General features: G+C 51.9%; 15 protein-coding genes. 7 read left to right on the top strand and 8 right to left on the bottom strand.

Features of this window, described 5'->3' with window-relative positions:
- Positions 1–12 precede the first annotated feature (12 nt).
- The 3 genes from EA392_10635 to EA392_10625 form a co-directional block, all read right to left on the bottom strand.
- A complete protein-coding gene (locus EA392_10635) occupies positions 13–3081 on the bottom strand; it encodes an amidohydrolase (protein ID TVR38252.1) in 3069 nt (1022 codons plus the stop codon).
- 236 nt (positions 3082–3317) lie between these two features.
- Positions 3318–3767 (bottom strand): DUF2141 domain-containing protein, encoded by a 450-nt coding sequence (locus EA392_10630; GenBank protein ID TVR38239.1) that lies wholly within the window; start codon positions 3765–3767, stop codon positions 3318–3320.
- 185 nt (positions 3768–3952) lie between these two features.
- Positions 3953–4483 carry a DinB family protein gene (locus tag EA392_10625; GenBank protein TVR38238.1) on the bottom strand — a complete coding sequence of 177 codons (531 nt, stop codon included), beginning with the start codon at positions 4481–4483 and terminating at the stop codon, positions 3953–3955.
- 173 nt (positions 4484–4656) lie between these two features.
- On the opposite strand from EA392_10625, the gene EA392_10620 reads away from it, so the two are divergent.
- The 4 genes from EA392_10620 to odhB all read left to right on the top strand — a co-directional run bounded on the left by EA392_10620 (position 4657) and on the right by odhB (position 11031).
- Positions 4657–6558 carry a peptidase M61 gene (locus EA392_10620; protein ID TVR38237.1) on the top strand — a complete coding sequence of 634 codons (1902 nt, stop codon included), beginning with the start codon at positions 4657–4659 and terminating at the stop codon, positions 6556–6558.
- Between the two features lie 2 nt (positions 6559–6560).
- Positions 6561–6908, top strand: a complete 348-nt coding sequence (locus tag EA392_10615) for a hypothetical protein (GenBank protein TVR38236.1) — start codon at positions 6561–6563, stop codon at positions 6906–6908.
- 71 nt (positions 6909–6979) lie between these two features.
- Positions 6980–9742, top strand: a complete 2763-nt coding sequence (locus tag EA392_10610; protein TVR38235.1) for a 2-oxoglutarate dehydrogenase E1 component — start codon at positions 6980–6982, stop codon at positions 9740–9742.
- On the top strand, positions 9739–11031 hold the full coding sequence (gene odhB, locus EA392_10605; protein TVR38234.1) for a 2-oxoglutarate dehydrogenase complex dihydrolipoyllysine-residue succinyltransferase: 1293 nt from the start codon (positions 9739–9741) through the stop codon (positions 11029–11031). The genes EA392_10610 and odhB overlap by 4 nt, the downstream gene beginning before the upstream one ends.
- Positions 11032–11045: 14 nt before the next feature.
- Here odhB and EA392_10600 read toward each other — a convergent pair whose 3' ends face one another.
- The 4 genes from EA392_10600 to EA392_10585 all read right to left on the bottom strand — a co-directional run bounded on the left by EA392_10600 (position 11046) and on the right by EA392_10585 (position 15043).
- Positions 11046–11975, bottom strand: a complete 930-nt coding sequence (locus tag EA392_10600; GenBank protein ID TVR38233.1) for a DUF3108 domain-containing protein — start codon at positions 11973–11975, stop codon at positions 11046–11048.
- The gene (locus EA392_10595; protein TVR38232.1) at positions 11975–12604 is read right to left on the bottom strand and encodes a hypothetical protein; all 630 of its coding nucleotides are present in this window, start codon (positions 12602–12604) and stop codon (positions 11975–11977) included. The genes EA392_10600 and EA392_10595 overlap by 1 nt, the downstream gene beginning before the upstream one ends.
- A 194-nt stretch (positions 12605–12798) precedes the next feature.
- A complete protein-coding gene (locus EA392_10590) occupies positions 12799–13761 on the bottom strand; it encodes a hypothetical protein (protein TVR38231.1) in 963 nt (320 codons plus the stop codon).
- A 283-nt stretch (positions 13762–14044) separates the two neighbouring features.
- Complete coding sequence (locus EA392_10585; protein TVR38230.1) at positions 14045–15043, bottom strand: NAD-dependent epimerase/dehydratase family protein; 999 nt, start codon at positions 15041–15043, stop codon at positions 14045–14047.
- A gap of 103 nt (positions 15044–15146) precedes the next feature.
- On the opposite strand from EA392_10585, the gene EA392_10580 reads away from it, so the two are divergent.
- Together EA392_10580 and EA392_10575 are read left to right on the top strand one after the other, a co-directional pair.
- Positions 15147–17057: a hypothetical protein gene (locus EA392_10580; protein TVR38229.1), complete on the top strand. Its 1911-nt coding sequence runs from the start codon at positions 15147–15149 to the stop codon at positions 17055–17057.
- Between the two features lie 216 nt (positions 17058–17273).
- Positions 17274–18626: an ATP-binding protein gene (locus EA392_10575; GenBank protein ID TVR38251.1), complete on the top strand. Its 1353-nt coding sequence runs from the start codon at positions 17274–17276 to the stop codon at positions 18624–18626.
- Positions 18627–18653: 27 nt separating this feature from the next.
- On the opposite strand, the gene EA392_10570 is transcribed toward EA392_10575, so the two are convergent.
- A complete protein-coding gene (locus tag EA392_10570) occupies positions 18654–20003 on the bottom strand; it encodes a tetratricopeptide repeat protein (GenBank protein ID TVR38228.1) in 1350 nt (449 codons plus the stop codon).
- Between the two features lie 128 nt (positions 20004–20131).
- On the opposite strand from EA392_10570, the gene EA392_10565 reads away from it, so the two are divergent.
- The coding region (locus tag EA392_10565; GenBank protein TVR38227.1) for a hypothetical protein at positions 20132–21654 on the top strand (1523 nt) is incomplete at its 3' end.

Raw genomic sequence — 21654 nt, 5'->3', positions numbered from 1 at the left:
GCAAGCAGTGCCTTAAATCTCTTCGTCCACATCATCGCAGTGATAGTCTTTGTCGTTTGGATTGGGAGAGGGTTTTTTGTCGCTTCCTCCTGTTTTGGCATCCATCATTTTCAGGAGGATACGTGTTCTTTCTGCCTGATCGCGTTTTTCCATGACGTCGAGCTTACTCCTGTCAAAGTAGCACCGACCATCAACATAGGTCTTCTCGGCTTTGGCGTATATGCTGAGGGGGTGGTCGCTCCAGATTACAAAATCGGCGTGCTTGCCGGCTTTGAGGCTTCCAACGCGGTCTTCGAGATGCAGCATGGTGGCAGGGTTGAGGGTCACCATTTTGAGGGCCTCCTCTTCGCTCACACTACCGTATTTCACGGCCTTCGCGGCTTCGTGGTTCAGTCTGCGCGCCAATTCGGCGTCGTCGCTGTTCATGGCCACCAGCACACCCTGCTCATGCATGAGTGCTGCATTGTACGGAATGGCATCGTTCACTTCAAATTTGTAGGTCCACCAGTCGGAAAAAGTAGATCCCGCTGCACCGTGTTTCAGCATCTTGTCGGCCAACTTGTAGCCCTCCAACACATGCGTAAAGGTGTTTACCCTGAAACCGAATGAATCGGCTACGTGCATCAACATATTGATTTCGCTTTGCACATAACTATGGCAGGAGATAAATCGCTCGGAGTGGAGAATTTCGGCAATGGCTTCTAGTTCCAGGTCCGTGCGGATGCTGTGATTCGGCTCCTGTTCCTTGCGCCGGAAAAGACGAAATCCCCGCCCTTGCTCCCGGCTCACGCTGCTGTGCTCCTCATGATAGGCCTTTGCCCGCAGGAAATGGTCGTAAAAGACCTGCTCCACACCCATGCGCGTTTGCGGATAGCGAATGGTTTCGCGGTCGCCCCAGTTGCTTTGTTTTACATTTTCGCCCAGCGCAAATTTGATAAAGCCGGGTGCGCCTTCAAACACAAGTCCGGCAGCGGGTTGGCCCCAGCGCATTTTTACAATAGACGACTGCCCTCCGATGGGATTGGCCGATCCGTGCAGCTGCTGAACAGTAGTTACACCTCCCGAGAGATGACGAAAAATATTGATGTCGTCCGGGTTGATCGCATCTCCTATGCGCACTTCTGCACTACTGGCCTTGGTGCCCTCGTTCACTCCCCGCGAAATGGCAATATGCGAATGTTCGTCAATTAAACCGGGTGTGATGTGCTTACCCCGGAGCTCAACCGTGCGAATAGACATGTTCTTACCCCCGATTAGCGCAGTAGGATCGAGGCGCTTTCCTACGGCCACAATATTTCCGTTGTGAATGAGCATTTCGCCGCCTTCAATCACTCCCTCAATGTCGCAGGTCCAGATGGTGGCCCCTTTCAGCCAGAGTGTTTCTGCTTTCGGAAGCGTATCCAGGCCCCAGGCGCGATAGGGATTGCGCATGGCCGCAAGCGAGTCAATGGATACAGGCTCTTTTCGTTTTCGCTCTGTGGGTTTGGCCACGCGCTGACGAATGGCTGTCCAGGCAAACCAGGTGCCGTCGGGCAGGTGCGCTTTGCCCTCCCAAATGCGGCTTTCGGTGTGAATGTTTCCAGAAAAACGCACGGTTTCACGGTAGTGTTCATCTTTTGGATTGAAGGCCAGGCTCACCAGGTTTTGCTGCACCGAAAACGAAACTTTGCTGTAGGTGGTGTCGCTTCCGTCCACCTTCATCAGGCGGGCCTCAGGACTGTTGGCTTTTCCTTTTACCTCGATGGTGTAGAAGTGGTTGTCGAGATTCAGGTTGTACACACCACGTACGTCCAGCGCCTCAAAATCCCGGTGCTGATGTCTTTCGCCTAGTACCCATGTTTCGAGCAGTTCCGAGGTTTTTTCAAAAAGAGGGGCCGTCATCACCAGCAGGTTTGCCCGTGAGCCAGGGTTCAGGGTACCCAGTTCATCCCGGGCGCCCATCATTTGTGCAGGCACGGTAGTGAGGGCAGCCAGCGCAATATCCTCGGGCAGGCCATACTGCACGGTTTGGCGCAGATGGGTGAAAAAATCTGCGGGCTTTTCGTGGCCGTGAGCGGTAAAGGCGAATTTCAGCCCGCGTTCGTGAAGCAATGCTGGGTTGGCGGGGGCTTTTTCCCAGTGAAGGAGCTCCTGCAGAGATACCAGTCGTGCGTTGTAAGGGTCCGAAACATCGTAAGCTTCAGGAAAGTTCAGTGGTACAATCAGCGGGAAGCCGGAGCGAACGGTTTCGTCCATCCACTGATACTCATCACCGGCAGATTTCACGATGAAGTTGATTCCGGTTTCCTCGGCGATTTTCTTCACCCGGGGAATGTCATTTTTCTCAGTGATGGTAAAAACTTGTGGTAGCTCGAGGTTGCGGTTCCATGCTTCCAGGGAGGTGTTGCGCTCCAGTTTGGGGCCTGAATCAGTGTACCAGCGCGCGTCGTAATGCGTTTGTCTAAGCAGGGCGATGGCTCCCATTAGTGACGAAGGGTATCGCTGCGTGCTGCTGCCTTTGCGAAAGGAGAAAAACGATGCTGCCCGGGAGCGCATCAATTGTTTGTTGGCATTGCCATCGCCGGTAAACACAAGAGCTCCTGTTCCGCGGGAAATGCCGTCGTGTCTATGGGAGAGCACCGCACCAAACCCCAGCTTCCTGAGCTGTTCTGCCTTTTTTTCGTCGGGCGAAAAATGCTCCGCAGCAGCGAATTCCGGATGAAGGGCATCGTTCCAGGCGGTGGGGCGGTTGGCTTTCCGTTCGTATTGCGGACCGGAAGGACGGTCTTTTTTGGGGGCTTCCGGCACGCCATAATCTGCGTAAAGATCAATAAAGGCAGGGTACACATGTTTTCCGCTCATGTCGGTAATGCGTGCGCCTTCCGTGGCTTTGAAATCTGCTCCGGCATACTCAATGCGTTCGCCGCGAATAACAAGGGTGCCGCCTTCAATTACCTTTTCCGGACTGATGTGCAGCGTAGCGTTTACCAGCACGTGCGGCATGTTTCGCTCATCGTGCGGACCGTTTACCGGAAAGGTAACCTGCGCCAGAACAGGCGCCGAAAAAATCATGAAAAACAGGGTAGCCCTGAGCTGTATCATGCGCGTGCGTTTGGCCAAAAATAGAACCTTTCGCGGGATGTCAGTGCTTGAGGAAAAAACCAGCCGGGCGGAAACAAAAGCAATAAGCATAACCAAAACTCAATTAACCAGAACGGTCAATGAAGAGTAGAATCGCCCGGCTGGTATTTTTTGGGTGGGCGTAGTGTAGTGGTTGGACTGTAAATGTAACGAAAAGAAATCAATCCAAGCCGTTTTGTGAAAAATTTTCCCGGTCTCTACTCTTCGCGGGTTTTGTAGGTCTGCAGTTCTACATTCATGCGGAGCACAGGTTCATTCAATTCAAACGTGGCACGCTCGTATTTGGGTGGGCCAAAACGGATTTTGGGATTGGTGGAGAATCCGATGGCCTCCGTAGGTACTCCTTTTTCATTGGTATTGAGCTCACCGTCCATGTTTTTATCGTGAAAAACGCTTACCACATAGCTACCATAGGGAAGCTGCCGAAACTCAATCTGAACGGTATCTTCCGACGCGCCAACCTGGTTTTTCTGCAATACATTGCTCCAGTCGTTCGGAAAGCCCTCTGCCTCCGCAAAAAGCGCTGCCTTCACCACTCCTTTTCCGTTTGGCATACCGCTGATGCGCACAACAATATCACCAACAGGGTTTTGGGCCATTGACCAGAGCGGCGCACATATCAACAAAATAAATAAACATGGTTTCATAATTCGGAATTCGCAATTGCGGTGCCAAAGATATCAGGGCAAAATCTTTTTTACCACCCAAACCTTGTAAGCGATGATGATTTTGTCGCGCGTTTTTAGCCTGCGCAAATCACGCTTGTAATAGCTGGGCAGGAGCGCCTTGTTGAGTCGCGCCAGCCATTTGAAAAAACTGTGTGATAGCAATTTCATGATATCTTGCGAAATAAGGAAAAATAGCGCTCATACCACACCTTGAGGTGGTGTAACTGGTGTCCGGCAATGATAAATGCCAGCGCCCGAACGGAGACCTGCTGCCAATCTGCGGTTCCGGTTCGCGTGAAGACTTCACCGGTAAAAGTCCCGAACAGAGCCATGGTTGATGAGCGCAAGTGTTGAAGAGTGTTGAGCAATGTTGCGACATCGACGGTCACCGGCTCGGAGGCATAATCATTCTCGTTGTACCCCGGCATAGGCGTTTGGTCGCCACGGGCGGTGCGCAAGGCCCTCACCGAGAAAATCCACTCGGCGTCTATCAGGTGCTGAAGTAGTTGAGCATGTGTCCATTTTCCTTCAGCATAGGTGAAAGACCCTGGCATGTCGCCCAAATCACCCATTGCCTTATCCAGAGCATCGGAGGCCTCCTGCAGGGCTGACAGGGCATCAGTTGCCTTTACAGCCTCCACATAACCGGCGTACCATTCTCCGTATTCCTTGGGTTGTGGACGTCCTCCCGCCATTGGTCTTGTTTTTGTTTTAATCCGAAATGGTCATTAAAATTTCGTCATGACTGCTGAAAGCACAAAAGCAATCAGCCGTTTCTCGAAGCGTCTGATTTCAAATTGATTTATGCCTGAAATAGATTCTCTAATGACCAGTTTGGGTTCATACCACTAATCTAAGCGAGTGGCCTTTGGTAACAAAAAACGACATTTGCCACGAGCACACCAACTACCTTGCATCAAAATTTAATGTTGTCATGCGCAAACTCATTCTTACTCTCCTCGTTGCCTCTGTTGCTTTTTATGGCAACGCGCAAAACGCCGTCAGCGTAAAAACCGACATCACGCAATTGCAGGACGGCATGCTGGCCATTACAGTAGCGCCGGGTCATCACGGTATGGATACCCTGATTTATGCCATGCCGAAAATCGTTCCGGGCACCTACAGCATTTACGATTTCGGAAACATGCTCCGTCAGGTGAAGGCCTACGATTTGCATGGCGATACGCTCGCTGTGGTTCGGCTGGATGAAAACCGCTGGATGATTCCGAAGGGCAACAAACTAAGCCACCTCTCATATCTTGCTGCGCCCACCTTTACCGACCCCGCCGGAAAGAAAGTATTCGAACCTGCCGGTACGCGCTTCGAGCTGGATCGCACCTTCCTGTTTAACTCCTTTGCCATGGTGGGCTATTTTGAAGGCCTGAAAGATGAAAACTACGCTTTTGAGGTGGTGCGACCTGCCGATTTTTATGGGGCCTCGGCACTGGAGCGCAAGGCGCTCAATGATACCACCGACCTTTTTACGGCCCAGGGATACTTTGATTTTCACGATTCGCCCATTATGTACGCGCGTCCCGACACGGCCTCCTTTATGGTGGGCGAAACCGAGGTACAGGTGGCCATATACTCGCCCGGAGGCTCACTGGATGCTGCCTTCGTGTCGGAGAAACTAGAGCCCATTATGTTTGGCGCAAAGGAATACCTGGGTGGAGCGCTTCCCGTTCCGAAGTACGTGGTGCTGATAAGCCTGATGCAAGGTATGGGGAACTCCGGCGGATTTGGTGCGCTGGAGCACTTTTACTCCACTGTGTTTGTGATGCCCGAAATGGGTCGGGATTATCTCTCCAAAACCATTCAGGATGTGGTGGCGCACGAGTTTTTTCACATTGTGACACCGCTCAACATTCACTCTGAGCACATTCACGATTACGACTTCAACAATCCGCAAATGTCACGTCATCTCTGGCTTTACGAGGGGGTTACCGAATACACGTCGCACCACATGCAGGTGAAGCAGGGCCTGATTGACCCCGATGAATTCTTAAGCACCATCCGCTCAAAAATCAGCCAGGCCTCAGGATTTAACGACACCCTGCCCTTTACCGAACTCAGTTTGGGGGCACTCGATGTACACAAAAACCAATACATGAACGTGTACATGAAGGGGGCGTTGATCGGTATGTGCCTCGACCTTTTGCTGTGCGATCTTTCTGATGGGGCATACGGACTGCCTGAGCTGATGATGAGGCTCTCAGAGCGATACGGGCCCGACCGCCACTTTTGGGACGAAGAGCTTTTTGACGTGATTGCTGAAATGACTTTCCCCGAGGTTCGCGAATTTTTCCGGCGATACGTGGAAGGGCCGGAACCGCTGCCCCTGGAGGAATACCTGTTGAAAGCCGGCGTGCAGCTGCAACGTAATCTGCAAATTCGTGAGTTGACATTGGGCGGATTCCTGCCGGGCAAAAACAAAGAGCGCAACCGAATGGAAATAGTAACCTCCATCGGCATCAATAGCTTTGGGCGCGAACTTGGCGTTCAAAAAGGCGATATGCTGGTGAGCATTAACGCTATTGACCTGAGCCCGGAGAACTTTTCTGACGGAGTTGAACTGTTCAAGCAGCGATACAAGGAAGGCGACAATGTGACCCTTGTGGTAGAGCGCGAAAACGAAAAAGGTCAGTTGAAAACACACAAGCTCAAGGCCAAAGCGCAGGGTGTTGACCGCACGGTGAGCCTGCGAATCCGTTACATGCCCGAGCCTGATGAGCGTCAGAGATTGGTGCGCAAGAGATGGATTAATTACTGACCATGGGTGCGCCTGTTCTGCACGATTTGAGTAGCGCGTTGCTGCGCGAAACCCTCAACCAGGTAGCGCGCGATTTGAACCTTGAGCCTTTGGCCATTCCCGAAGGTGAATTGGCAGATCTGCATCGGCAGGAAATCTGGCAGACGGTGTACAACGCTGTACACGAGCTACTACAAGGCCCTTCCTCAGGGTTACAACAAGCCTTTTATCGCGTTGACCTTCCGGAAAACCAGTTTCGCGAAGCCCTCCGGCACCCTGATCCGGCGGCGCGCCTTAGCGAATTTGTGCTCAAACGCTGTCTGCAAAAAGCCGTTTTGCGCCGTCGTTTTTCAGGGCCATCCAACACCTGATTGCTGCGCTTTGCTCCGCTCTATGCGTAATAAAATCGTAACTTTGCACGCACAACACGGACACTTCCATAATGGACAAATTTTCTTTTCTCGGCAACGCCGATGTGAGCGCGATTGAAGCACAGTTTCAGCAGTTTCTGAAAGACCCTAACAGTGTTGATGAAAGCTGGCAAAACTTTTTCAAGGGCTTTGAATTTGCCCGAACCCACTTTGAAGATGCCACCGATGCCGCTTTTTGCGAGCCGGTGTACCTCGAGTTTCGGGTGCTGAATCTCATCAACGGATACCGCTCAAGAGGACACCTTTTTACCCGTACCAACCCTGTGCGGGAGCGCAGAAAGTACGAGCCCACACTGGCTCTCGAAAACTTTAACCTGGAGACCTCCCATCTCGATATGGAGTTCGAAGCCGGTCAGGAAATCGGAATTGGAAGGGCAACCCTGCGCGATATCATTGACCATTTGGAAGAAACCTACTGCCGATCCATTGGTATCGAGTACAACTACATTCGCGAACCGGAGCGTTTGGGCTGGATTCGCAACAAAATTGAGATTGAAAACCGGCCCAAATTCGGGAAGAAAGAAAAACTGCAGATTTTTGAAAAACTGAACCAGGCAACGGTTTTTGAGCAGTATCTGCAGAAAAAATTTGTGGGTCAGAAACGCTTTTCAGTTGAAGGAGGAGAAGCCCTGATTCCGGGAATTGATCACATTATTGAACACGGAGCAACCCTGGGAGCCAAGGAGTTTGTGATGGGGATGGCCCATCGCGGACGACTCAATGTACTGGCAAACATTTTCGGAAAACCCTTTGAAGATATTTTCAGTGAGTTTGAAGGTAAAGAGTTTCAGGACGAAGGAAAGCGCATCGATGGCGATGTGAAATATCACCTCGGTCAGTCTTCGGGGATTAAAACCTTCAGCGGACATAATGTGCACCTTACTCTTGCTCCGAATCCGTCTCATCTTGAGGCGGTAGACCCTGTAGTACAAGGTATCACCCGCGCCAAAATCGACAACTACCTCGAAGACTCATCCAAAGTGATACCCATTCTGGTGCATGGGGATGCCGCCATTGCTGCCCAGGGTGTGGTGTATGAAGTGATACAAATGGCACAGCTCGACGGATACGCCACCGGTGGAACCATCCACATTGTGGTGAACAACCAGGTGGGTTTTACCACAAACTACCTCGACGGCCGTTCAAGCACCTATTGCACCGATGTGGGTAAAGTAACCCTTTCGCCAGTGTTTCATGTAAACGGCGACGACGTAGAGGCCATGGTGCAAACCGTAATGATTGCCGTGGAGTACCGCCAGCGCTGGAAACGCGATGTGTTTATTGACCTCCTTTGCTACCGTAAATACGGGCACAACGAGGGTGATGAACCCAAATTTACCCAACCCAAACTGTACAATCTCATCGCAAAGCACCCCAATCCGCGGGAGATTTATGCCGAGCAACTGGAGAAGGAAGGGTTCCTCACATCAGACGAAAACAAATCGATGCGTGAGGATTACGAAGCCATTTTGGATAAGGCTTTCGACGCATCCAAGAAAATTGCAAAGGCCAGTGTTACCCAATTTCTGGCAAATACCTGGGACGGACTGCGAATGGCCAAGCCCGGAGAAATGGACGAATCACCGGAAACAGCCTACAGCCTGAAAGGGCTTAAGGAATTGGCGGTGAACATGAACACTCTTCCAAAAGACAAAAAGTTCTTCCGAAAGGTGGTGAAACTGCTCGATGACCGCCTCAAGATGATTGATGAAGACCGGCTGGATTGGGCGATGGGCGAACTGCTCGCCTACGCTACATTGCTGCGCGAGGGGAACAATGTGCGGCTTTCCGGTCAGGACGTGGAGCGCGGAACTTTCTCTCACCGCCATTCTGTAGTGCTAACTGAAGATGCGGAAGAAGAGTACCTTCCCTTAAACCATCTCCATAAAGAGCAGGGTCGTTTCTATGTGTACAACTCCTTGCTTTCTGAATATGGCGTGTTGGGCTTTGACTATGGCTACTCGTTTGCCTCACCCCACGCTCTTACAATCTGGGAGGCTCAATTCGGCGATTTTAACAACGGCGCGCAAATCATCATTGACCAGTTTATCAGTGCTGCTGAAGAAAAATGGCGCACAATGAACGGCATTGTGATGCTGCTCCCCCATGGCTACGAAGGTCAGGGATCGGAGCATAGCAGCGCGCGCGTTGAGCGATTCCTGTCGCTTTGTGCCGAAGACAATATGCAGGTTTGCAACGCCACCACGCCAGCCAGCTTTTTCCATCTGCTCAGACGACAGTTGCACCGGCCTTTCCGAAAGCCCCTCGTGGTGTTCACTCCCAAAAAGCTGTTGCGTTACCCCAGAGCGGTTTCATCATTGAAAGAAATGAGTCAGGGCGGTTTCCGCGAGGTGATTGACGACGAAACGGTGAAGGTTGCAGAGGTGGATACCCTGGTTTTCTGCACCGGAAAGATTTACTACGACGCCATTGAAAAACGCGAGAGCGAAGAACGCGGTCACAACATGGCCATCATCCGTTTGGAGCAGTTGTATCCCTTCCCGGAGAAACAGCTCCGTGCGTTGATTAAAAAATACAAGCAGGCCAAAAACTTTGTGTGGCTGCAGGAAGAACCTGAAAACATGGGCGCATGGTCATTTGTGATGCGCAAGCTGCGCGATCTGCAACTGCAGTATGTAGGTCGCGAGGAAAGCGCCAGCCCGGCAGGAGGTTCGCCCATTATTCACCGCTTCCGCCAGGAAACGGTGTTGTCAGACCTGTTTGCTTATGCCCCTAAAAAATCCAAATCCAACAAGAAAAGTACGGTTTCATGATATTAGAAATGAAAGTGCCCAGTCCGGGTGAATCCATCTCGGAAGTAGAAATTGCCACCTGGCTGGTGCAGGATGGAGATTATGTTGAGAAAGACCAGGCCATTGCCGAGGTAGATTCCGACAAAGCAACCCTGGAACTTCCGGCAGAGGATAGCGGTGTTATTACCCTCAAGGCGGAAGAAGGCGACACGGTTGCCGTTGGCGCCGTGGTTTGCCTGATTGATACCAGCGCCGAAAAACCCGCAGGTGAGGCTAAAAAAGAAGAGGCCCCTGCAGCCAAGAAAGAAGAAAAAGAAGAAAAAGCTCCGGCTAAGGAGGAAAAGAAAGAATCCGCTTCGGCCGCAGCCTCTAAAACCGCCGCCCCTGCCAAAGAGCAAAGTGCTTCAGGCCACGCTACCGGACACCCCTCGCCCGCAGCCCGCAAGCTGATGGACGAAAACAAGGTTCGTTCGGATCAGGTGAACGGCACAGGAAAAGACGGGCGCATTACCAAGCAGGATGTGCTTGCAGCCATGGCAGGCGGTTTCAGTGCAGAGCACGCAACCGGTTGGGGAGGCACTCGTGATTCGAAGCGCGAAAAAATGTCCATGCTGCGCCGCAAAATCAGTGAGCGCCTTGTATCGGTGAAAAACGATACTGCCATGCTCACCACCTTTAACGAGGTGAACATGCAGCCTGTCATGGATGTGCGCAATCGCTACAAAGACATTTTCAAGGAGCAACACGGTGTGGGGCTTGGGTTTATGTCATTCTTCACCAAAGCGGTGACTGAAGCACTGCGCCAGTTTCCGGCCGTCAATGCTCAGCTGGATGGCCAGGAGATTGTGTACCACGACTACGCCGACATTGGCATTGCGGTAAGCTCGCCCAAAGGGCTGATGGTGCCGGTATTGCGCAATGCAGAGCAAATGAGCCTGGCCGACATTGAAGCCGGCATCAAGGACCTTGCTGTTAAGGCGCGCGACGGAAAGATCAGCATCGAAGAAATGACCGGAGGGACTTTCACCATTACCAACGGTGGGGTGTTTGGCTCCATGTTGAGCACGCCCATTATCAACCCGCCGCAGAGCGCAATTCTGGGTATGCACAACATCGTAGAGCGCCCGATTGCAGAAAACGGTCAGGTGGTAATTCGCCCGGTGATGTATGTGGCCCTCTCATACGACCACCGCATCATTGACGGTAAAGAGTCGGTGAGTTTCCTGGTTGCGGTGAAGGAGATGTTGGAGAACCCGACGCGCCTCATTTTTGGCGGCAAGTCACCCGAGGAAGTGCTGCTCGGATTGTAACACCAGATTCTGGTTTAGTACATAGCCAACGGATTGGCAATACCTTCGTAGTCTTCCAACTCAATTTTGATGGAGCCTACCACGATGTCGGCCTGTGCCAACACGGGTATTTTGTTGGCGTCGTCGGAAATCCAGATTACCACGCTTTCTTCTTTTTTGAAGACGCGGCCCTCCTGTACATGGGGGACAAACTTCATGCAACGGAAGGTGCCTTTTTTGGTTTTGATGGTTTCACGGCCCAGAAACTTCACCTGAAGGTTGAAGATTTCCTCGTCCATAAACGACTCCACGCTGAACACGTCGCCCGGTTTTGCCCTGCTGAAATCAAAGGTTCTGGCGTAATAAAAGGCCGAAATCATATCCTGCACACCGTGCGGAGTTGCGTAGGTTTGACCCTTGTGGGTTTCTACAGCGCCGCGGTCGGGGTAAAAGCGGTATTTTTTGTGAGAGGCGTAGTTGCTCTCTTTGAGGTCGCGCTCAAACTCCCACGGAAACAGGCCCTCGGCATCTATGTAAGAATCGTAGCGATCGCGCATTTTATAAAACCAGCTGAATGCGCGGATGGTCTGACCCACACCCACTATGTGATGCGCCTTGCGTCCGCTGAACACGCGGCTGGTAGGTTTAACTTCTATGGAAATTTCACCGGCCTGAATAAACCCGTAGCGCACGCGATAGGTGAGTTTTTCACCGGGCTTAAAGGCGTTTTGCGTCACCACTGGGAGTTGAGTAATACGTTGTAAGGTATCGAGGCTCACCACGGGAGGATGGTTCTTCTGCGCCTCACCGGCCAGCGGAAGCATCAGCATCAAGGCAAATATAGTGGCCCATGTTTTCATGGTATGGGAGATTTCAAAAAGCAGGCCAAAAGTAAACAGGTACGTGTTGTAAACCCGCGCCATTGCAAAACTTGCCTTTAGCCACTTTTTTAGTTCATAATCCATTAAAACCAACCCAGGTAAATCGCAACGGCAAGCATAATCAGGAGTACACCTGCTGAAACCTCTGTGATGGTGCGCGACCGACGGCTGAGATACCTGCCGGCCTTTAGACCCACGAAAGCGAAACAAACCGAAAAGAAAGCAATCACTCCGGCCAGCAATAGTGCAGGCACATCTTTGAGCCCCAGGCTAAAACCCACTATTAAATTGTCGAGGCTGACTCCAAGTGCCAACCAAAAAATGCCCCGGTAGCTGGTGATTTGTCGGGAGAGTTGTTGGCTTTGGTCCCGGGCCATGAGCGACTTTCCTACAGCAAAAAGTCCGAGCGCCATCAAGAGGGCCGCACCCAGGGCGGTAGCATAGCTCTCAATAAGTTGCGAGAAATACCTTCCGATAAGCAATCCTGCCAGGGGCACAAAAAACTCAAAAAGCCCGAAAGTCACCAGAATTCGCGCGTGATACTTCCCAGTATTCATCGCACCGAGCGCAAAGGATACCGCGAGGTTGTTGCTGCCTACAATCACCCCTAAAACCATCAGATCTGCTATCGCCATCGCTGACCAAAGAAAGACACTGCCACCGGAATCTCCAAACCGGTTTTGCTCCGTGCCGGAAGTAAATAGGTGGGGCATTGTAGTTCGCTTCACAGATTCAAAAAACTCTGTTTGGCGAAGCGTACCGCTGCGCTGGAGTATTCAAGGCGGTCCCGCCTGCTTTTGTGCTCAGGGTTCGGAGGCTTATCAATCTTTTCACCCGTTAAGCCTTTGCTATAGCACTCTTCATTCAACCGAAAACCGAAATTGTCAGTGCTTTAGGGGGCTGAGCCTTAATCCGTAGCTGTATAATGATACAACACCGGCGCTGTGGAACCCGCTTGTTCGCTCAGGGTCACATAACCCGTTGCACCGGGAGTCCAGCCAAAACTTTCTCCCTGTGGCTCCGGGATGTAAGGCAGTAAACGCGGTTGGCGCGACATGGCCTGAACAATGCTCTCTGTTGGGTCGCGGTTCCAGTAAAAAATGCGGTCGTCGTCTTTGACTGCAATGTGAAGACCATCATCCGAGATGTCGCCGCCCAGCGCTCTGTTAAAGGGCAACTGAGCCAACAACTCAAGGGTGTTGCGCTGAGTAAAACTGTAGGGGTGGCTTGCTCGGTAAATCAGCGATTTTGCTTCGCGCTTACTCACTATATAAAGGTCTAGGGTAAGCGGGTCTATCATCAATGTTTCTGCATCGCGAGGCCCGTTGGGATAAACAAACTCAAACCGCTCTATCTGGCCGGCGTTGATTTGCGTGAGTCCGCCCGGTGATCCTGTTTGGATATCCGGTTCAGGAAAACGGTACACCACAATGTATTCGAATTGCGCGTGGTTGTCGCCAATATCTCCGAGGTAAATGTAGTTTACGCCTGCCTGCGGTCCGGGCCCGATACAAATATCTTCGTAGTCGCGGCTGTGGGCTCCGTTCAGAACAAAGGTTCCGCGGTCTTGCCCAAATTCATCGAGCAGGTAAATGCGGTTGGGGTGACCGGCGTCATTGTGCGACCAAACCCAATTGGGATTCTGCCTGCTCACTGCCACACCCGAGGCTTCCACCAAAGCAGATTGATTGATGGGGCCTCCCATGGATGCGTTGTGCTCAAAGGTGGTGAGTGTTTCGAGGTTGTTTACAGAGTAATCGAACACCCACATATGAGCGTTCTCCGGGTCTTCTTCGTCGCGCTTGCAGCTCCCTGATACCAACACTGCGAATACTGTTGCAAATACAAAAAACCGGCGAAAATGAAACATGATGCAAGGTACTAATCGGTGCATGAAGTTAGTATAGCCCGACTTCGGTGTTAACGTAATTTTCATGTCGGTTGGATTAGTTGCTTGAGGATTGATCAAATCATTACATCGTGCGCTGAGACTCTTCGCTGAGGCTCTGAGTGGACAAATTTGCGGTGTTGATTATCGTGAAGGTCCAAACGAGCAGTTTTCCAGGATTGGCAAGTCAAAAGGGCGCACATATGGAATGCCGGAATCGGCTAATATGCACATCGTCAATTTTTAACATCATCTAATCGCCCAATCACCGCATTGTCAAAAATCCCGCTGTACGCTCAACAGCGTCCTCAATGGGCGTAAACGCAAACCCGAGCCTTTTTTCAATTTTTTGGCTGCTGTATAGAGAGGTCATGTGGGCCGTACCTACCGATTCTTTGGTTATGGCCGGGGATTTACCGGTAATCCAACCCCATGGTTTCATCACCCTCCAGGCGATGGCACTCATCCACGGACGGGCGTAGATATGCGGACGTTTCTTCTGAAGCGAGTCTGCCACCATGTTGAAGAAATCCTGAAAAACCACGTTGCCGCCGTTCAGTATAAATCGCTCATTGCGGATATCACTGTTCATCAGCGAGATCATAGCTTTACTTACATCGCGTACATCCACAAATCCGTTGGTGCCGAGGGTATAAAACGGAAGGCCGTTTCGCACGCTTCTGAACAACACCCCGGAACTGTAATCCCACTTACACGGGCCCACAATTACCGATGGATTCACAATCACAGCGTTGAGGCCTTCTTCCGTTCCGCGCCATACTTCTCGCTCTGCGCCGTACTTGCTGATGGCGTAGTTGCTGTTGTGCGGGGTTCGCTTCCACTGGGCTTCTTCGTTTACCACTCCGCGGTTGGGCTCGCGACCAAACACAGCAATGGAACTGGCGTAACAGAGCTTTTGCACGCCGCTGGCCATACAGGCATTCACCATGTTGGCCGTGCCTTCTATGTTGTGGGTGAGAAGTTTTTGTTCGTCACCGGCCTGAAAACTCACCACTGCCGCCGCGTGATACACTTGTGTGCAGCCGCTTGTCAGCTCCTCTAAACCGATGATATCCAACAGGTCGCCATCCACCCATTCAACGCGGTTCCAAAGGTCTTCTAGTTGGTTAAAGTGAAACACCTTTCTCACCCAGTCCACATCGCTTGTGCTCCGCTTCATGGCGCGAATGCTGTGGCCCTGTTGGGCGAGGTCGCAGAGCAATTGTGCTCCCAGAATGCCGGTGCCGCCGGTTACAAAAATCATGGTGGCGAAGGTAGCGAAAAGGCCTGTGGCTTGTGCTTTTTGATGTTTAACATCTCAGGTGGCCCGCGGGTTTTGTCGGTCATTCGGCTTACCTTGCGCCAAAATGTTGTATATGCAATACCGATGGTTTTGGCTGGGGTGCTTCATGGCAGTGCTAAGCGCTTGTGGTTCTTCCGAACACGACGATTACCCTGCGCCAGACAGAGATCCCGGAAAATGGGCTGATGAGCAGCTCCGCGATATTCACAACCTGAAGCACCTGCGGCAAACCCGTGCCTTGTTGACCTACCTGGATCACGACGACCCCTACTACCGCTCTGAAGCAGTTATGGCTTTTGGCTCTGTGCAGGACATCGGCGCGCTTGAGGCCCTGGCCGGGGCGTCGCGGGATGCCGAACCAGAGGTGCGCATGATGGCCGCCTTTGCGTTGGGACAGCTTTTTCATATGGACGCCGCTCCTGCCCTGGTACAATTGATTCAGGCTGACACCACCACCGTGGTGCGCACCGAAGCACTGGAAGCCCTCGGTAAAACCGGTTCGCCCGAGGCGGCCCATTTCCTGTTGGATTACCAGCCTCGCTTTTTGTTCGACGAGGCGGGTATGGCATGGGGAATGTATCACCTTGCGCTGCGGGGGGCAACAAACGATGACCATGCCCGGTGGATGGCGTCGGTACTCGCTTCCGACTTTGAAGATTCGCGGTTGGCCGCAGCGTCGTATTTCAGTCGCTTTGCCGCTACCGAAACCTGGGGTGGATTGGAGCGCCTGCTCAATGTGGCCGTAACCGATCCTTCGGCAGAGGTTCGCATGGCGGCTGCGTTGGCGCTCGGAAAACACGAACTTCCCGACCGCCGTGAAGTGCTTGAGGCTCTTACCGTGCATGACCGCCACCCCGGGGTGCGCGTACACGCCATTCGCTCACTGGCGCAAATAGGGCAGGGTGAGGAAACCGTGGCAGAAAGCCTGTTTGACGGAAACCCCAATGTGGCTCACGAGGCCGCGCGCTTTTTTGTGGAACACCCCGATTTGCTGCCGATACAGCGGGCAAGACAGCAATCTGTGGCGCATCCCGAGCCCTCGGTGCGAAGCGCTTTGCTGGCAGCGCTGCTTCGCGCGGGTGAAGAGCCCGACGAACTTCTCCGAAGATTGAAGGTTTCAGATGCCCCCGAAAAACTCCACCTTATGCACGCTTTGCGCTGGTGGCAAGGTGCTCATGCGGTACTTGACTCCCTGTTGCACGAACCCGATGTTGTGTTGGCATCGCGGGCATTAAATGTGCAATTGTACAGATGGAAGGACAACGCTCCGGGTTGTGAACCGTTGCAGCACGTCGCAGACAAGGTATGGCAGCGTGCAGACCCCGGTATGGTGGCCATGCTCGCGCAGCACCTTGCCGAACAACAGGAGTTGTTGGTATGCCTTGAAGATTTCGATGCCCTGCCGTTGATGAATACCATGACTCTTCCCGAAGATGTGGAAGCCTGGCTTGCTCTCAATGATCTGCGTGTATTACAGGGCCATAGGGCCATGCCTCAGCCTGAACTGAGTTATGCGCCCATTCGCTGGGAGGAGCTGGCGGCATCCGGCGCCCATCCGGAACTGGATATCCATACCACTCGCGGAACCATTCGGGTGGTGCTGCTCGATCAGGACGCGCCTGCCACGGTGTCGAACATCCTGCGATGGATGAACCAGGGATTTTACAACGGAAAAGCGTTTCACCGCGTGGTTCCCAATTTTGTGGTGCAGGCAGGTTGTCCGCGGGGAGATGGTTACGGCAGCGGCAATGAATTGCTTCGCACCGAGCTGAGTCCCATTCACTACGGGCCCGGAGTGGTGGGTATGGCATCGGCCGGAAAAGACACCGAAAGCACCCAGTGGTTTATCACCCATCGAACCACGCCGCACCTCGACGGACGTTACAGTATTATCGGTGCGGTGGTATCCGGAATGGATGTGGTTTGGGAGCTTTGCGAAGGCGATGTCATTGAGCGAATAGAGCCTGTAAATTAGTCTCTGCGATTTCCGCAACTAAACATTAAAATCCCTCTGTTTTTGCTTAAATCGCGAAAAAAGCCAAAATAAGCTCCGTGAAAGATGCTTATTTCGTATTTTTGGAGGAAATAAACAATTGTGTTGCGGAAAATAGCCAAAGAGCAAGTGCTCGACCGACTGCGTTTTGAAAACCCCTGGTGGAGCACTGCCAGGGTTGACGAGCATTACACTTCCATGCCCCGCAGGATGTATTTCCAACCTTTCTGCAAGCTGGCTGGAAATCTCGAGGTGAACAGGTCAGTGGTGCTAATGGGGCCGCGTAGAGTAGGTAAAACCGTGTTGCTTCAGCATTGGGTTCAGTCGCTTTTGGAAGAAGGAGTGTTGCCGCGCAAAATTATTTTCATCACCATTGAAAGTCCTGTCTATACCGGTATGGGGCTGGAGGAGCTTTTTTCATTGGCAAAAGCTGCTGCCGGGTTCCCTGATGATCAGGAGGGTTGGTACGTAGTGTTTGATGAGATTCAGTACCTGCGTGATTGGGATGTGCATCTGAAAACCCTTGTTGACAGTTACAGAAATGTGCGTTTTGTTGTGTCGGGATCAGCTGCGGCCACACTTCAGTACAAGAGCAAGGAAAGCGGAGCAGGGCGGTTTTCAGACTTTTTGCTGCCTCCGGTTACCTTCTATGAGTTCATTGAAATGCAGGGCTTGGGAGCTATTCTTAAGCATGCACAGATACTTTATGCCAACCGGGAAATACCCTTTTTTGAAGCCTTGGACATCCGTCAGTTCAACGAGCATTTTTTGAACTATATACACTACGGTGGTTATCCTGAAGCTGTTTTTTCGGAAGCGGTGCGCAAAGACCCACAGCGTTTTATACGTCAGGATCTGGTGGACAAAGTTTTACTACGCGATCTACCAAGCTTGTATGGGATAACGGACGTGCAGGAATTGAATGCTTTTTTTACATCCATCGCGTACAATACGGCCCAGGAGTTTTCGCCTGAGGCCCTGAGTAAGCAAAGTGGTGTAAACAAGTCAAAAATCAAAAAGTACTTGTCGTACCTCGAGGCTGCGTTTCTGATCCGTATCGTGAGACGAATTGACCAAAGCGGAAAACGTTTTAAACGCGACAACGTATTCAAAATCTACCTCACCAATCCGTCTATTCGCAGCGCGCTTTTTGCACCTATTGACCCATTAAATGAAATGATGGGTGCGTCTGTTGAAACAGCTGTCTATGCACAGTGGATGCATCGCCAGAATATGCTTCCGTACTACGCACGTTGGGCGCAGGGTGAGGTGGATATGGTTCATTTGAACCCATTGAATATGAAGCCTTCGTGGGCACTTGAAATAAAGTGGAGTGATCAGCATTTTGAAAACCCAACTAAATTGAAATCACTGTTGGCCTTTTGTGCAGAGAACCAGATCAGCGACGCGCTCGTTACCACCATTCAAACCATGGGGAAGAAGCGGGCCAAGGGTGTGGAACTTACCTTTCTTCCGGCTTCAACTTATGCCTATTCCATAGGTTTTAACACGGCGAAACAGCAGGAGGGATTTGAACAAATAGCGTTGTAGACCAGTCCTTACCTGAGGCCTGGCCCATCAGTTCCCACAGAAATACTGCATCAGTTCCTGTGATTTTGCATGACCGCCCGACGCCCCGCGCTCCAGATCGTTGCAGGCCATGCGCTGGTGATGAATCATCAGATACGTTACACCGCGGTTGCTAAAAGCATCCAGCAGGTTGGGGTTGAGGTTGATGGCGCGGGTGTACGCCGAAATGGCATCCTGATACCTTCCGAACAGCATGTAGATGTTGCCCTTGAGATTCCATGCTTCGGCGCTTTCGGGCTCCAGTTCTACCAGGTCCATGGCGTCTTCAAGTGCGTGATTAAATTCACCCAGCAGTTTCAGGGTAAAAGCCCTGTTAAACAACGCGTCGGTGTAGGTGCTGTCCATGTCCAACGCACGGCCGTAATCCTCATTAGCGCCTTTGAGGTCGCCCATTTCCTTGCGGATGATGGCTCTGGAGAAATATACGCTGGAGGGCTTGCGCCCGATTTCAATGGCTTCGTTTAGGTCGTCAATGGCTTTTTTGGGTTGATCCATCAGTCGGTAAGCAACAGAGCGGTTGTAGTAGGCCAGCGCAAAGCCCGGGTTCAATGAGATGGCTCGCGTGAAGGCGCGCTCAGCATCCTTGTACTCACCTTCGCGCAGGTATAGCAAGCCAATCATGTCGTGTGCCATCGAAAACCGGGGGTGCGTATCATTGATTTTCCGGAGAATATCGCGGCTGTCTTTGAACTCGCCCATCAGCATAAGGGCGAGTGCCATACGCATATCGTCCAGCACATCCGTTGTGTCGTACACGGCAAGGGTGTCGAGGTCTTCCAGCGCACGTTGGTACTCTCCGATGGCAATGTAGTCGTCCACCCTTCGGGTACGGTACTCACGTTTGTCGGGGGCTATTGAAATGGCAGTGGTGATATCGTCGATGGCTCCGCGGTAATCGCCCGAAACCATTTTGAGTTTGGCCCGCCTGTCGTAGTGAAACTCCGAGTAGGGGTTGATTTCAATGGCTCGGTTGTAGTCGCGCATGGCGTCCTCAAAACGGCCTATTTTCTCATTGAGCAAGGCTCTTTTCATGTAAGCCTCGGCAAATGTTTGATCGGCGTTAATGGCCGACGTGTATTTGTCTAGTGCTGTCCACCAATCGCCAAAACGTAGGTACACGTCGGCTTCCTTAAGGAGCTCACGGGCAGTTCGTCGCGCAGCAGATTGTGCGCTGAGGTCGTGAGATATCAGCGCAAAAACCAATGAGAGAATAAAGAAGATTCGCATGGTCATCAGTATAAAATCAACCCGTTTAGAGATACAATTGTTCGCCGTTCGCAGGGCGATTGGCACTGCAACAAGGTACAAAAGAAAGGCCAATCGGCGGCGTAATAACATAATTTTACACCTGTTTCTGCGTAAGTAAAGTCGAACCAACCTGCCCTTACACCAAAATCCATTGGTTCGATTTACCTTTAGTTCTAAATATTGATTTGTTGCGGTTTTCTGGTCGGTGTGTAATTGCGGTGCTGTTGGTGCTGTGGTCGGTGGTGGATTGCCTGGCACAGGACTTCTCCAACCTGCGCAGCCATTATGTTGCCATCAGCCAGAACGATACATTGGTTATTGATACCCTGAGCATCGTGCCTGAGACTTTTGTGGTGCTGCTGGGCCATGATACCGTAAGCACCGAGCGCTTTGAACTGGACCCTGTGGAGGCTCTGTTTGTGTGGCTCGATGAGTCTTTGCCCGGTGATTCCCTGCGACTCGACTACCGGGTGTTTCCGCTGGCTTTTACCCAGCCGCAGTTTCATAAATCGGCTGAGCGCATCGAAGCTGCGGTGCAAGAGAGTGTGAATCCTTTCGTTTATCGCCCCGAAGACCTAAAGGAAGACAACAACATTTTTTCATTTGGCGGCCTTGAGAAAAGCGGAAGTATCACCCGCGGTGTGGGCTTCGGAAACAACCAGGACCTATCCGTGAACTCAGGTCTGAACCTCTCCTTGGCTGGCAAACTCACCGACGACATCAACATACTGGCATCTGTAACCGACAACAACATCCCCATTCAGCCCGAGGGAAATACCGCACAGCTTCAGGATTTTGATCAGGTGTTTATCCAGTTTTTTAACGAACAGAACAAACTCACGGTGGGAGATTTTCAGCTTCGCAGACCCGCCGACGGGTACTTTATGACCTATTTCAAACGTGCGCAGGGAGCCCTGTTCGAAACCGTGCGTCCGCTGAACAACGATAAGACCGAGTCTGCCAAAAACAATCAGGTGTATACCCAGGCAAGCGCAGCCATTTCCAAAGGTAAGTGGGCCCGAAACCAGGTTCTCGGGCAGGAGGGAAACCAGGGGCCCTACCGTTTGCGCGGTGCCGACGGCGAGGATTTTATCATTGTGCTGGCCGGTACCGAAAACGTGTACATCGATGGCCGCTTGCTGCAACGCGGTCAGGAATACGACTACATCATAGACTACAACTCAGCCGAAATCATCTTTACCCCTCAGCAGCTCATCACCAAAGACCGCCGAATCACGGTGGAATTTCAATATTCCGAACGCAATTTCTCGCGAACCATGTTTCAGGCATCGGCAGGCGTAAACACCGAGAAATTTGACGCGTACGTCAATGTCTATTCTGAGCAGGACGCCAAAAATCAACCCCTGCTGCAGGATCTTACCCCCGAAGATCGCGCTTTTCTGGCGGGCATCGGGAACGATATTCAAAACGCGGTGGTGCCCGCCATTGACAGTGTGCCCTTTAACGCAGAGCAGGTGCTCTACCTCATGACCGATAGCCTCGGCTACGACAGCGTGTTTGTGTACAGCACCGATGCTGAGCTTGCGCGGTTCAGGTTGTCTTTCTCCAACGTGGGTGAGGGTAACGGCGATTATGTGCAGGAAGGCTTTGCGCCCAGCGGAAGGATTTTCAGGTGGGTAGCCCCCGATACCCTGGGCGGTCAGGTGGTGCGACGCGGCAGGTTTTCGCCGGTGGTACTGCTGGTTACACCCAAAAAACAGCAAATGTTTACCGTTGGCGG

It is taken from the genome of Cryomorphaceae bacterium, from assembly GCA_007695365.1.
Classification (GTDB): domain Bacteria; phylum Bacteroidota; class Bacteroidia; order Flavobacteriales_D; family SKUL01; genus SKUL01.
Note: the sequence above shows the minus strand (reverse complement) of the source record. Positions and strands in the feature narration are given on the sequence as shown.

Coding starts and splice junctions, on each gene's coding strand:
- EA392_10635 (TVR38252.1), bottom strand. CDS start 3,081: ATGATACAGCTCAGGGCTACCCTGTTTTTCATGATTTTTTCGGCGCCT.
- EA392_10630 (TVR38239.1), bottom strand. CDS start 3,767: ATGAAACCATGTTTATTTATTTTGTTGATATGTGCGCCGCTCTGGTCA.
- EA392_10625 (TVR38238.1), bottom strand. CDS start 4,483: ATGGCGGGAGGACGTCCACAACCCAAGGAATACGGAGAATGGTACGCC.
- EA392_10615 (TVR38236.1), top strand. CDS start 6,561: ATGGGTGCGCCTGTTCTGCACGATTTGAGTAGCGCGTTGCTGCGCGAA.
- EA392_10610 (TVR38235.1), top strand. CDS start 6,980: ATGGACAAATTTTCTTTTCTCGGCAACGCCGATGTGAGCGCGATTGAA.
- odhB (TVR38234.1), top strand. CDS start 9,739: ATGATATTAGAAATGAAAGTGCCCAGTCCGGGTGAATCCATCTCGGAA.
- EA392_10600 (TVR38233.1), bottom strand. CDS start 11,975: ATGGATTATGAACTAAAAAAGTGGCTAAAGGCAAGTTTTGCAATGGCG.
- EA392_10595 (TVR38232.1), bottom strand. CDS start 12,604: ATGCCCCACCTATTTACTTCCGGCACGGAGCAAAACCGGTTTGGAGAT.
- EA392_10590 (TVR38231.1), bottom strand. CDS start 13,761: ATGTTTCATTTTCGCCGGTTTTTTGTATTTGCAACAGTATTCGCAGTG.
- EA392_10585 (TVR38230.1), bottom strand. CDS start 15,043: ATGATTTTTGTAACCGGCGGCACCGGCATTCTGGGAGCACAATTGCTC.
- EA392_10580 (TVR38229.1), top strand. CDS start 15,147: ATGTTGTATATGCAATACCGATGGTTTTGGCTGGGGTGCTTCATGGCA.
- EA392_10575 (TVR38251.1), top strand. CDS start 17,274: ATGCCCCGCAGGATGTATTTCCAACCTTTCTGCAAGCTGGCTGGAAAT.
- EA392_10570 (TVR38228.1), bottom strand. CDS start 20,003: ATGTTATTACGCCGCCGATTGGCCTTTCTTTTGTACCTTGTTGCAGTG.